Annotated in this window: 13 protein-coding genes; 4 read left to right on the top strand and 9 right to left on the bottom strand. The window is 66.1% G+C overall.

Annotation, left to right across the window (positions count from 1 at the left end):
* Positions 1 to 57: 57 nt before the first annotated feature.
* Entirely contained in the window at positions 58 to 918 is an 861-nt protein-coding gene (locus AAHM44_RS20690; RefSeq protein ID WP_342251164.1) for a pirin family protein, read from the bottom strand.
* A gap of 104 nt (positions 919 to 1,022) precedes the next feature.
* Between AAHM44_RS20690 and AAHM44_RS20695 the strand changes: the two genes are divergently transcribed.
* The 4 genes from AAHM44_RS20695 (at position 1,023) to AAHM44_RS20710 (ending at position 3,239) form a co-directional block, all read left to right on the top strand.
* Positions 1,023 to 1,571, top strand: coding sequence for a DoxX family protein (locus AAHM44_RS20695; RefSeq protein WP_342251165.1), 549 nt, complete (start codon positions 1,023 to 1,025; stop codon positions 1,569 to 1,571).
* A 56-nt stretch (positions 1,572 to 1,627) separates the two neighbouring features.
* Positions 1,628 to 2,035: a hypothetical protein gene (locus AAHM44_RS20700; RefSeq protein WP_342251166.1), complete on the top strand. Its 408-nt coding sequence runs from the start codon at positions 1,628 to 1,630 to the stop codon at positions 2,033 to 2,035.
* Positions 2,036 to 2,293: 258 nt separating this feature from the next.
* On the top strand, positions 2,294 to 2,719 hold the full coding sequence (locus tag AAHM44_RS20705; protein ID WP_342251167.1) for a DoxX family protein: 426 nt from the start codon (positions 2,294 to 2,296) through the stop codon (positions 2,717 to 2,719).
* Positions 2,720 to 2,768: 49 nt separating this feature from the next.
* Positions 2,769 to 3,239: an ester cyclase gene (locus AAHM44_RS20710; protein WP_342251168.1), complete on the top strand. Its 471-nt coding sequence runs from the start codon at positions 2,769 to 2,771 to the stop codon at positions 3,237 to 3,239.
* A gap of 321 nt (positions 3,240 to 3,560) precedes the next feature.
* Here AAHM44_RS20710 and AAHM44_RS20715 read toward each other — a convergent pair whose 3' ends face one another.
* The 8 genes from AAHM44_RS20715 to AAHM44_RS20750 all read right to left on the bottom strand — a co-directional run bounded on the left by AAHM44_RS20715 (position 3,561) and on the right by AAHM44_RS20750 (position 11,061).
* A complete protein-coding gene (locus tag AAHM44_RS20715; protein ID WP_342251177.1) occupies positions 3,561 to 4,913 on the bottom strand; it encodes an alginate export family protein in 1,353 nt (450 codons plus the stop codon).
* Positions 4,914 to 5,217: 304 nt separating this feature from the next.
* On the bottom strand, positions 5,218 to 6,801 hold the full coding sequence (locus AAHM44_RS20720) for a Na+/H+ antiporter (RefSeq protein ID WP_342251169.1): 1,584 nt from the start codon (positions 6,799 to 6,801) through the stop codon (positions 5,218 to 5,220).
* Positions 6,720 to 7,439: a GNAT family N-acetyltransferase gene (locus tag AAHM44_RS20725; RefSeq protein ID WP_342251170.1), complete on the bottom strand. Its 720-nt coding sequence runs from the start codon at positions 7,437 to 7,439 to the stop codon at positions 6,720 to 6,722. Before AAHM44_RS20725 ends, AAHM44_RS20720 begins: the two co-directional genes overlap by 82 nt.
* Positions 7,440 to 7,491: 52 nt before the next feature.
* Positions 7,492 to 8,445 carry a zinc-binding dehydrogenase gene (locus AAHM44_RS20730; protein WP_342251171.1) on the bottom strand — a complete coding sequence of 318 codons (954 nt, stop codon included), beginning with the start codon at positions 8,443 to 8,445 and terminating at the stop codon, positions 7,492 to 7,494.
* A complete protein-coding gene (locus tag AAHM44_RS20735; RefSeq protein ID WP_342251172.1) occupies positions 8,442 to 8,876 on the bottom strand; it encodes an ester cyclase in 435 nt (144 codons plus the stop codon). The genes AAHM44_RS20730 and AAHM44_RS20735 overlap by 4 nt, the downstream gene beginning before the upstream one ends.
* 17 nt (positions 8,877 to 8,893) lie before the next feature.
* Positions 8,894 to 9,664: an SDR family NAD(P)-dependent oxidoreductase gene (locus tag AAHM44_RS20740; protein ID WP_342251173.1), complete on the bottom strand. Its 771-nt coding sequence runs from the start codon at positions 9,662 to 9,664 to the stop codon at positions 8,894 to 8,896.
* A gap of 23 nt (positions 9,665 to 9,687) precedes the next feature.
* Positions 9,688 to 10,287, bottom strand: a complete 600-nt coding sequence (wrbA, locus tag AAHM44_RS20745; RefSeq protein WP_342251174.1) for an NAD(P)H:quinone oxidoreductase — start codon at positions 10,285 to 10,287, stop codon at positions 9,688 to 9,690.
* A gap of 120 nt (positions 10,288 to 10,407) precedes the next feature.
* Positions 10,408 to 11,061, bottom strand: coding sequence for a hydrolase (locus AAHM44_RS20750; protein ID WP_342251175.1), 654 nt, complete (start codon positions 11,059 to 11,061; stop codon positions 10,408 to 10,410).
* Positions 11,062 to 11,261: the final 200 nt, after the last annotated feature.

The following is an 11,261-nucleotide window of genomic DNA, read 5'->3' on the forward strand; positions in this document are numbered from 1 at the left end:
CAGGCGCCCCGCACATCGCCGGACGGCCGGCCATGGTCCGAGGAGCCTGCGACCGCATCATGCGGCGATCCTGCCCATCGCGCCGCGCTGGAAGGCGAGGATCGTCTGCTCGAGCTCGGCTGCGGTGTTCATGACAAAGGGACCGTAGCGCAGGATTGGGGCATCCAGCGCCTCGCCGCCGACGATCAGAATCTCACTCCCCGCCGGCGCGGCGACGCGCAGCGTGTTCCCCTGCCCCAGCACGGCGAGCTCACCCGCGGCAATCTGCTCCTCGCCTGCCCCCAGCCGCGCGCTGCCCAGCATCGCATAGGCGGCCAGTTCGGGAACGCCCTGCAGGTCGAGGTCGAACGCGGCCGCCTCGTCGAAGCTGACGTGGAGGACATGCGCGCGGCCGAAAGTCTCCAGCGGCCCGACCAGGCCGGCAGCCGCCCCCGCGATGAGCCGAAGCCGGACACCGGGCACCGGCGAGATCACGGGGATCTCTCTGGCGACGATGTGCCTGTATTCCGGCGTTGCCGCCTTGCTGCCCTTGGGCAGGTTCAGCCAGAGCTGGACGCCGTGGGTGCGATCGCCGGGCTTCATCTGGCTGACATCGGGCTGCTCATCATGAACGATCCCGCTGCCCGCGCGCATCCACTGCACGTCACCTGGCGCCATGGTGCTCGCATTGCCCAGGCTGTCCTTGTGGCGCATCCGCCCTTCGAGAAGCAGGGTCATCGTCTCGATGCCGGCATGGGGATGCGCCGACGCTCCCTTCTCCTCGCCAGGCTTCCAGGCGATCGGCCCGAAATGATCGAGGAAGATGAACGGGCCGACGCTCTCGAGCCCGTTCGCGGGAATTGCCCTCAGAACTTCGATGCCATCGCCTTCCAGCGTCCGGAAGGCGCTGGCACGGCGCTCCAATTCACGTGTTTGCATGTCGAATCTCCTGTTTTCGGGAATGTCGGAGCGCGGCTCGGCGGGGAAAACCCACAAAGGATCGAACATGGCGATCGATGGAATCGACAAGTCTCTTACCGAATTTGTCGAACGAACTGATCCAATCTTTTCGGCTGTTGCAGCAAGTGGCGATCAACCAAATCAGTGCTGCCACGGCGGGACTGTCCCGTCGGAACGAACAGGAGCACATCATGTCCACTGCACAGACCGCATTTCACTCGAACGGCGTCGCGCCGAGCCAGGCAGGTGCCGTCGCCTGCGCCGTTCCTCTTGCGGGTCGGGTCCTCCTCGCCGCGATCTTTCTGCTGTCCGGACTTTCGAAGGTATCGGCGCCAGCCATGACGATCGGCTTCATCCAGTCGGTCGGCCTGCCTTTCCCGACGCTGGCGTTCGGGACCGCGGTGCTCGTCGAGCTCGTCGGGGGTGCCGCGCTGGTGCTGGGATACCGCACGCGGCTCGTCGCCGGGATCCTCGCCATATTCTCGCTCGCCACCGCGATCAGTTTCCACGCAAACCTCGCCGACCAGAACCAGTTCATTCACTTCTTCAAGAACATCGCGATGGCCGGCGGCCTGCTGCAGGTGGTGAGCTTCGGGGCCGGTCGTCTGAGCCTCGATGCCAAGCTGCGCTGACCGTAACTCCCCCGGGGGGCCGCTGCCCTCCGGGCTCCAACCTGCGGAGCCCGACCATGGCCTATCTCGATCTGACCGCCGAGCGCCGCGATACACGGCTCGCCGGCACGGTTTTTTCACCGCCGTTCACCGAGCTGGAACAGGAGGTCATCCTTCTGTCCAGATCCGACGCCCTGAACACCGTATTGCCGGCTTCGCGCCCCGTTCGCTGGATCCGGGCGATCACCGGCGCTCGGGTCGCACCACCGCTAGCCGACAGGCGTCTGGAAACGCTGCGCCGCTTTGCGGTCCTCGCACGCGCGGGACGCGGCGCGCTGCTCGAAGCCGCACGTTCCGAAGCACGGCAGGCCGGCTTTTCGATTGGCAGCTCGCGGGCGTTCGCCAGGCCGTCGGCGGGGTGGCGTGAAGAAGCGCCCGCGCAAGCTCCAGTCGCGCAGCGCCACAGGCGCTGCAACTGGCTGTGATAGTGGTCGTGGTCGCCTAGTGCGCCGCAACCGGCTTCCAACAGCTATGCGTCGCGACGAACGACACGCTGGTTTCCACCGCCCTGCTGCTGCTGGCCTTTGTCCCCGTCCTCGGCGCATTGCCTGGAAGCCGGCCAGCCGGGCGCTCCTGAGAGCCTTGCCGCCATAGTATATCCCCAGTGACTATTCGGCGCTCCTCGCGGCCATGCACCTGCACTAACCGGACGTACCCGCGCGCCAACCGATGAGGAGATGACCATGGCGACGATACAGTCCTCGACCGACCCTGCCCGCGCAATCGCCGCGAGGGATATTTTGCCCTTTGTCGGCAGGCTGCTGATGGCGGTCCTGTTCCTCGTCTCCGGCACGGGCAAGCTGTCAGCCCCCGATGCCACCATCGCGTTCATCGCCTCGGTCGGCCTGCCCTTTCCTACCCTCGGGCTGCTTATCGCCCTGGCGGTGGAGCTGGGATGCGCCACCGCCCTGGTGCTTGGCTATCGCACGCGGATCATGGCGGGCGTGCTGGCGGCCTTTTGCTTCGCCACGGCGGTGTTCTTCCATATGCATTTCGGCGACCAGAACCAGTTCATCCACTTCTTCAAGAACGTGACGATGGCGGGCGGCTTCCTGCAGATCGTGGCCTTCGGAGCGGGCAAGCTGAGCATCGACGCTCGCCGCCCTTGAGCGCCCCAAGGCTCGCGACGCCTCCCCCATAGATCGAAGGAGAAAAACCATGCACGACATCGAAGCGAACAAGGCGCTCGTCCGGCGCTATTTCGACATGTTCAACTCAGGTGATCTCGCCGCGCTTCCGGACATCGTCTCGCAGGATTACGGCGACAAGCTCGAGGGACAGGCAAGCGGGATCGAGGTGATCCGCAGCTACCTGCTGGGCCTCAAAGCGAGCTTCCCCGACTTCACCTGGACGATCGAGCAGATCGTCGCCGAAGGGGACCGCGTGGCGGTGATGAACCGGGTGAGCGGAACCCATCTGCACGACTTTGGCGGCATGGCGGCGACCGGCAATCGGGTGGATTTCGCCGCGTTCCAGATCTACCGCATCGAAGCGGGCAGGCTGGCGGAGCATTGGGAAGTCGCCGATTTCGCGAAGTTCCAGGAGCAGCTCGGAGCGTCGCCCCAGGCAACCGCGTTCAAGGCTTTCCAGGCGGAATTGCCGGGCGGCAAAAGCGGCGCCGCCGCCTAGTTGCGGCTTCCCGGCCTTCCGGAAGGTCAGGAGAGGCGGTTCGTCGAACCGTCCCCTGCCCGCTACGGAACGAGGCTCTGACAGCCCTTGCCGGCGGCATCCTCGAATGGGTCGTAGCCGACCTTACAGGCGAAGCTGCCAGGATTCGGCATCTGCCCCGCATGTCCCGACAGGCGAAGGCCCGGCGCAGCCCCCCCAAAGGGGTCGCCGGGCTTTTCATCGGTACCGGCGCCGACATTGCCGGACCGCCACGCGCAACATGCCGTACGGGTGATACCGCCGCTATTATATGAGAAGGCAAATTTGCCCAATTGCATGGGCCTAGAAGCGAAAGCTGATGGTCGAAGCGCTCATCAAGGTCGTTCTTGCGGGCCCGGTCGCTTTGATGAACGCCCCGGGCGCGAAGGCGCTCACCGATGCCGACAGGTTCAATTCCGGTGTCATCTGCCAGGACGCCGCCATCTCGAACTCGTGCCCGATGAAGCGGTCGCCGCCGATGCCGCCCCTGCGCACCACATCGCCCGAGATGGTGTAGATCCCGTCATGCGCGCTCTGGCGCCAGAACGCCGAGGCGCCCAGTGTCAGCGTCAACCCCCTCCCCGCATCGAACGCGGCGGAGTGATGGAGGTGGATGAAGTTTCGCGGACCGATCGGCGAGAGCGCCCCGAAATATTTCCCCCTGGGGAAGAGCGGATTAAATGTCTGGAGCTGCTTTGCACCGGGGTTCCGGTCCCCCGACGCGAAGTCGAGCAGCATGCTCACATCGGGCCGCAAGGGAAGTGAACGGAAGCGCCGGCCGAGTTCGATGCCGATTCCCCAGGCCTTCACCGGAGCGTCGCCGAACGACCCGGTTTGCAGCACGCCCTCGACGTTCCAGTGCATCGCCCCGACTTGTCCGAAGCTGCGCGCCCCGAAGCTATGGATCAGTTCGCGGGCGGCACCCTGTCCGAACACCGCTCGCCGGTCCCGGAAGCCGATATAATAGAGGTCCGTGCCGATCTTTCGGGAAGGCGACGACCAGAAGGTTCCGTAGGCGCCCCAGAGCACACGCCGGCCGGACGTCCGATCGTCAAAGTCGTTCGGGCCGGTGTCGACCGGCCTGAGCTGGAACGCGACGATCCTCATCCGCGGCGCGTCGAGCCTGGCCTTGATGCCGTCAAACGCCATCGGAACGTTCGGCCCATAACGGGTGTCGATGAGACGCCCGGCGCCGAAGCTGACCAGCTGTCGACCGGCGGACAGGCTGAGCGAAACGTCCTCGGTGACCCCGAGTTCGAGCTCACCAAAGGCCTGGAGGAAATCGACGCCGGTCCGGTCGATCGGACTCGGAGGGGCCGAGCGTCCGAGCACATGGGCGGCAATCGGTTGCGCGAACAGCCGTATCCCGCCCAGATGCAGGTCCGCATAGGGCATGACGCGGGTCCAGACATATCCCGTGTCAGGTGCAGCCCCCCAGGCGGGGGCCCTGAAGCCCTCGTACCGGGTCCGCACTTCGATGCCGCTGCTGAGGTAAACCGAACCGGACGCGTTGAGGGGGATGTATTTGAACCCCTCCGTCCAGCGACCGGACCGCCTTTGCGCATCGGCAAGGAAGGACCAGTCCTCGTCATATCGTTCGACAGTGAGCGCGGGTGGCGCGGCATCGTGCGCGGGTACCGGCACGGGCGCCGCCATCGGCACGCAGGCCGTCGCCACGGTCGTGTCGCGTGACGCAACGAGGGCGGCCCCATCGCGGGCAAGGTCCGGACATGGAGCTGGAAAAAAAGGCAAATCACCGGGTCCTGCTATGGCCGGCTTTCCTTCCACCACTGGACCGCGAAATCATATTGTACCGAGGCGTATGTGGCGGCCCGCGCGCCACCGGGGACGAGTGCCTGGTCCCGCTTGCACCCGGGCAGGAATAACCGTCAGCCGGCACCCGTTTCGAATGGGCGATGATGCTGATGACGACACCGGTTCCGGGAGCGGCGCTTGCGGCTCATCCCGTGGCGGAGATCGCGGCAAGTTCCTCGAGATCGAGATCGTGTTCGAGATCATGAAGGGTATCGTCATCGATCTGTCCCTGTCGGTGCAGCCGGACCAGCTCCGCCCGTCCGGCGGCGACGGCGGCGAGCACCACGTCGAAATGCTCGGCGATCCTTCGGGATCTTTCCTGCGTGTCATCCTCGAACGCCGAGGACGCGCTCGCCCGATTACGATAGCGCTCGAGCAACTGGGGATGCACCAGCTCCCCTGCCGGATCATAGGCCAGCTTCTCGACCGTGGCGGATTGGGCGCGGAACATGGCCGTCTCGGCCGCGTGCAGGTTCAACGGCGCAGCGGTGCCGGTTTCCTCGCCGGGTGCGGCAAGCCGGATGACGGCTCCCAAAGTAGTGCCTTGCAGCAACACGGTGACGAAAATGACGGCAAAAGCCGTCACCAACATGAGGTCCCGGCCCGGCATGGCATCGGGCAGCGAAAGCGCGACCGCCAATGTCACTACGCCGCGCATTCCGGCCCAGCTCATCACCAGCGCGGCTCGAGGACCGAGCGGACGCAGGCGCCGCCATCCGGATCGCTTGAGCACCGTCACGAGCGCATCGCCGCCGAACAGCCACACGAAGCGCGAAACCAGCACCGCGGCGACGATCAGGATGACGGGGCCGGCCATAGTCTCGGCGACGGTCATCGCGCCTCCGACCCGGTCGAGGACGCCGCGCAAGGAGAAGCCGATCAGCATGAACACCGCCGCCTCGAGGAGAAAGGTCATGACCTTCCAGAAGGCGACGGCACGGATGCGCACGCTCGCGGTGAACACCACATGCTGGTACCATCCGCATGTCAGTCCGGCGGTGACGGTCGCGATGACCCCGGAGACGTGAAGCAGTTCCCCGGCGATATAGGCGAGCCAGCAGACGAGCGCCGAACTCGCGATCATGAGGTAATCGTCGCCGAGCGAACGCAGCAACAGCACCCAGAGGCCGCCGATCGCGCCGCCCACCGCCAGTCCGCCGGCGACGAGGACCAGGAAGCTCCCGGTCGCCTCGACCAAGCTGAAGGAGCCTGTCAGCGCTGCCGCGACGGCAAAGCGGAATAGCACCAGGCCGGCTGCGTCGTTCAGCAGGCTCTCCCCTTCCAGCAAGGTGCTCAACCGGCGCGGCAGGCGCACCCGCTGCAGCACCGCGCGCGCGGACACGGCATCGGGCGGGGACAGAATCGCGCCGAGCGCGACGCATGCGGCCCAGGGCAAGGCGGGGAGAAGCAGCTTTGCGACGCAAGCGACCACCAGCGCGGTGAAGAGAACGGCTCCGACCGCGAGCGAAAGGATGCCCGCAAGGTTGCGACGGAACGGCCCAAGGGCCGTGAACCATGCGCCGTCCATCAGCAGCGGCGGCAGGAACAGCACGAGCACCAGCTCGGGATCCAGCGCCACCGAGGGCAAGCCGGGAAGGAAGGCCAGCGCGCCTCCCCCAACGAGCAGGGCGGCGGCCGGCGGGAGCATCAGGCGACGCGCGAGAAAATGAAGGGCGAGGATGGCGACGAACATGCCGACGACCAGCTCGAAAATCTCCACCGGATGCATCGCGAACCCTTCCTCGTGCAGGATCGTGTCGTGAAGGCGAGATGGTAATCCGCCCTCACCCGGCGTGGATAGTATCCGGAAAGGTACCCTTGCGAAGCCGGTTGCCCCCGGGAATTCAACGAGGACTCCAAGCCGGACGTTCGAGCATCGTCAACTTCGCCCCGCCGTACCTTGCCTGATCGAATGCCGCGAAGCCGAGCTTGCCCGCAAGTCTCAACGAGCCGGTATTGTCCGGATCGATGATGCAGACGGTCCTTGTCGCGGCCGGATGTCGCGTCGAACCATTCGAGGACGGCCGGCATCGCCTCGGCGGCGAACCCTTTGCCGTGCGCCTCGCCCTCGAACAGCCAGGCGGCCTCGGGCTGCCCGTCAAATCCGGCACCGAGGCCGCGATGGAAATCGGCCAGGCCGACTTTGCCGATGAGCCGCCCGTCGGAGCGGCGGCGAACGGCGAACATCCCGTAGCCCAATGCGCGCCAATGCCCGATGTGCCTGAGAAGGCGATGCCAGGCTTCCTCGCCGTCGGCGGACAACCCGCGGATGTACCGGGTCACCGCCTGGTCCCGGTAAAGCCCGCACAGGTCTCGATAGTCGTCGAGGAGGTGCGGCCTGATGGTCAGCCGGGCCGTGTCCAGCATCTGCGCTCCCTCGGTTTAGGTCAGCTCCCGCGCGAGAGCGCGAGCCGGGGCTTCACGGAATCAGCACCGGAACACCGTCGCGCGTCCGCGCGGCAATGTCCTCATGGGCCCGGACGGCTTCATCGAGCCGATAGCGGTGGATCCGCGGCGTGCCGAGATAGCCACTGCGCAGCGCCTCGAATACCTCGGCACTCGCGGTGGCGAGCAAGGGGCCTCGCACCAGCTGCGCGGTGCTGCCGCGCTTCAGCTCGATCACGCGGCGCTTCAGCAGCTCCTCGGCGCCTTCGGGCGCGCCCGATGCGGCGCCAATGGAGACGATCGCTCCACCGTCCCGCACCGCCGCAACCGACGCGGCGAAGGTTGCCCGTCCAACGAACTCATAGACCACATCCGCCCCCTCCGGGGCCAGGCGCCGCAAGGCGCCGCCAAGGTCGGGATCGTGCGAATCGACACCGATAACGCCGGATCCCTTGAGCACATCCAGCTTGTCCCCAGAGCCCGTACCGATGACCTTTGCCCCGAGGGCGGCCGCCCAGCGCGCGGTCAGGGAACCCACCCCGCCCGTCGCGCCCTGAACGACGATCGTCTGTCCCAGACCTGCGACATGCAACCGGCGCACGGCCATCCACGCGGTCAGGCCTTTCGTCATGATCGCCGCAGCAGTCTCGAAGGCGACGTCGTCGGGCAACCGGATGAGGACGTCGGCGGAGACGGTGCGCATCTCGGCATAGCTGCCCGGAGCAAAGAAATAGCCGACCCGGTCGCCGACGGAAAAACCGGGGACGCCCTCGCCGACCGCCGTGACGACGCCCGCGGCCTCGACTCCCGCGATCGCCGGAAGCGGACCGCTGAAACTGCCGTCGCGAAACGCGGTGTCGATGAAGTTGACGCCGATGGCATGCTGCCGCAGCTGCACCTCGCCGGGTCCCGGCGCTCCGACCACTTCATCCTCGACGACCATCACGGAGGGTCCGCCGACCTCGAGGAATCGAACGACCTTGCTCATCGCCCACCCGCCTGCGGCCGGGCGCCGAGCTGCTCCATGAGGGAATAGAGATTGGCGACTCCCCAATGCTCGGTGATCTTGCCATCGACCACGCGCATCGCATCGACCGTCTCGAAATGAATTTCCTTCCCCGTCGCGGGAACGCCGAGGAACTCGCCGCGATGGGTGCCGTGGTACACCTTGTACGTGGTCACGAGGTTGCCGTCCGTCGCCTGCCAATGGATCTCCGGGCGAAAGTCGGGAAATGCCTCCCGCAGACGGTGATAAAGGGCCCGGGCGCCCGCCTTGTCCGGCGTTCCGCCGGGCTGCGGGGTGTGGTCCACAAAGTCGTCCGAGAAGAGTTCCTCGAAGAGCGCGAAATTGCCGCCCCCCTGGACCTCTTCGGTGTTGCGGCGGACGACCGCCTTTGCTGCTTCACTGATATCGTTCATGTCATTGCTCCTCTTGTTCAAGGCTCGAAACCACCGATCGTCATGCCGCCATCGACCACCAGCATTTGGCCGATCACATAGCTGGCAGCGTCGGACGCCAGCCAAAGCGCCGTCGCCGCTATCTCGCCGGGTCCGGCGCTGCGCTTCGCGGGGATCGCGGTCCGGGCGAGTTCGGCAAAGCGGGGATTTTGCCGGCTGTTGGCCGCGACCATCGGCGTCTCGGTCCAGCCCGGCGCGATGGCATTGACGCGGATGCCGCGCGCGGCGTTCTCCATCGCCGCGACGCGGGTCAGGCCCTGGACACCATGCTTCGATGCCGCATAGGCGCTCATGCCGCCGGGGCCGGTCAAAGCCGCCACCGAGGCGGTATTGATGATGGCGCCTCCGCCGCTTTGCAGCATCGCGGGGATCTGGAACTTCATGCCGAGGAAAACGCTGCGGAGGTTCACCGCCAGCACGCGGTCGAAATCGTCGACCGGATAGTCTTCGATCCGATGCGCCCCGCCGGTGATGCCCGCATTGTTGAACGCGACGTCCAGCCGGCCCTCGGACCGCAGCACCTCCGCCACCAACGCCTCGACATCGTTCGGGAGCGAGACATCAAGCGTCGAGACGTTGAGGCGAAGTCCTTGCGCGGATGCCTGGCGGCGTGTTTCCGCCAGGCCCTCGGCGTCGCGGTCCCCGCCGAACACCCGGGCACCGGCTCTGGCGAAGGCCAGTGCCGACTCCCGGCCGATCCCCGACGCCGCTCCGGTCACGATCACGACCTTGTCCTGCAAGCCGTACATCGCCCATGCTCCTCTTTCGTCGATCAGCCGAAGAGTTTCGCCGCGGTGCGGGCGACGAGCTCGCCCTGATGCCGGGCGCCTTCGAGCTCGATTTCGGAAGGCTGGCGCGACCCGTCTCCGCCGGCGATCGTAGTCGACCCATAGGGCGCCCCGCCGACGATCGCCTCGACCGTCATCTGCCCGGAATGGCTATACGGCAGCCCGATGATCGTCATGCCAAAGTGGAGGAGGTTCGTGATGATCGAGAACAGGGTCGTCTCGTTACCGCCATGCTGCGTCGCCGAGGACGTGAAGGCGCCGCCGACCTTGCCGTTCAGCGCGCCGCGTGCCCAGAGTCCGCCGGCGGTGTCCCAGAATGCCGCCATCTGCGAAGACATGCGGCCGAAGCGCGTGCCCGTACCGACGATGATGGCATCGTAGTTTTCGAGGTCGGCGATCGTGGCGATCGGTGCCGCCTGGTCGAGCTTGAAATGCGCGTTTCGCGCAATCTCCTCCGGCACCGTCTCAGGCACGCGCTTGACGTCGGCAGTCGCGCCCGCGGCGCGTGCGCCCTCGGCGATGGCGTGCGCCATCGTCTCGATGTGACCATAAGAAGAATAATAGAGTACCAGGACCTTCGCCATGCCGGCTTCCTTCAGAAATGTGTTTCGATCAGCGAGGCGCTTGTCGCGCACCCGGGATGCGCGCGAAATCCGATAAGTATCGACCGTTTCGTTCGAGCGTTTCGACAAGCGCCCGAAGCTTCAGCCCGCTGCGCCGGCCATCAGCTGGAGTTCCCAGGCCAGTGAGCTCGCGCTCGCGCCGCCATGCTCGAGGATGATCTCGGCGGTCTTTGCCGCCTGCTCGACGCGTGCCCAGTCACGCTGGAGCTCCGACATGAAGACAACCGTTGTCATGGGAACCGCGCCTGCCTGGATCATGCGGGCGATACCCATTTCATGCGATTCCTGGCTGGTGCCGCCGGACGCATCGGTGACGAAATAGACTTCGTATCCGTCACCGAGCGCATGGATCACCGGAAATGCGAGGCAGACCTCGGTCCACAGCGCGGCGAATACGAGCTTCTTGCGCCCGGTCTCGCGCGCCCAGGCCACGCATTTCTCGTCTTCCCAGGTATTGATGAAGGTACGGTCGATCGGCGTCTGCTCGGGGAAGACGTCGGTGAGCGGCTTGAGGATGTTGCCGCCACGATCCTTGATGACGCTGGTGAGCAGCGTCGGAACGCCGAATGCCTTGGCCGTCTTTGCCATTGCCACGACGTTGTTCACCATCAGGGTCACGTCGATATTCTTCACGCCAGCCACCTGGAAGGGCTGGTGGTCGATGAGGATGACGGCGCAATTGTCCGGCGTGATCATCGTCTCGAGGCCGGTCTTCGGGAATTGCTGGTCGCTCATGCTTCACTCCTTGCTGCTGCTGCCGACCACGTGAGCGCGAGGCGCAGCGGGCGGTGTGATCAAGCCTAGGAGCGAGGAAGCGGCGCGCGCGAACGCGCTTTGGTCATGCCGGCGTTGACGCCGCGGCAAGCGGCCGGAGCTGAAAAGGGGGGGGGGGGGGGGAAACCGCGCCCCCCCCCGGGGGGGTGGGGGGGGGGGGG

It is taken from the genome of Sphingomonas sp. OTU376 (assembly GCF_038440415.1).
In the GTDB taxonomy this organism is placed as follows: Bacteria; Pseudomonadota; Alphaproteobacteria; order Sphingomonadales; family Sphingomonadaceae; genus Sphingomonas; species Sphingomonas kyeonggiensis_A.

What these genes read in the sequence shown, in the direction of transcription:
- AAHM44_RS20690 (WP_342251164.1), bottom strand. Translation starts at nt 918, where the DNA reads ATGCAAACACGTGAATTGGAGCGCCGTGCCAGCGCCTTCCGGACGCTG.
- AAHM44_RS20700 (WP_342251166.1), top strand. Translation starts at nt 1,628, where the DNA reads ATGGCCTATCTCGATCTGACCGCCGAGCGCCGCGATACACGGCTCGCC.
- AAHM44_RS20705 (WP_342251167.1), top strand. Translation starts at nt 2,294, where the DNA reads ATGGCGACGATACAGTCCTCGACCGACCCTGCCCGCGCAATCGCCGCG.
- AAHM44_RS20710 (WP_342251168.1), top strand. Translation starts at nt 2,769, where the DNA reads ATGCACGACATCGAAGCGAACAAGGCGCTCGTCCGGCGCTATTTCGAC.
- AAHM44_RS20715 (WP_342251177.1), bottom strand. Translation starts at nt 4,913, where the DNA reads ATGGCGGCGCCCGTGCCGGTACCCGCGCACGATGCCGCGCCACCCGCG.
- AAHM44_RS20720 (WP_342251169.1), bottom strand. Translation starts at nt 6,801, where the DNA reads ATGCATCCGGTGGAGATTTTCGAGCTGGTCGTCGGCATGTTCGTCGCC.
- AAHM44_RS20725 (WP_342251170.1), bottom strand. Translation starts at nt 7,439, where the DNA reads ATGCTGGACACGGCCCGGCTGACCATCAGGCCGCACCTCCTCGACGAC.
- AAHM44_RS20730 (WP_342251171.1), bottom strand. Translation starts at nt 8,445, where the DNA reads ATGAGCAAGGTCGTTCGATTCCTCGAGGTCGGCGGACCCTCCGTGATG.
- AAHM44_RS20735 (WP_342251172.1), bottom strand. Translation starts at nt 8,876, where the DNA reads ATGAACGATATCAGTGAAGCAGCAAAGGCGGTCGTCCGCCGCAACACC.
- AAHM44_RS20740 (WP_342251173.1), bottom strand. Translation starts at nt 9,664, where the DNA reads ATGTACGGCTTGCAGGACAAGGTCGTGATCGTGACCGGAGCGGCGTCG.
- wrbA (WP_342251174.1), bottom strand. Translation starts at nt 10,287, where the DNA reads ATGGCGAAGGTCCTGGTACTCTATTATTCTTCTTATGGTCACATCGAG.
- AAHM44_RS20750 (WP_342251175.1), bottom strand. Translation starts at nt 11,061, where the DNA reads ATGAGCGACCAGCAATTCCCGAAGACCGGCCTCGAGACGATGATCACG.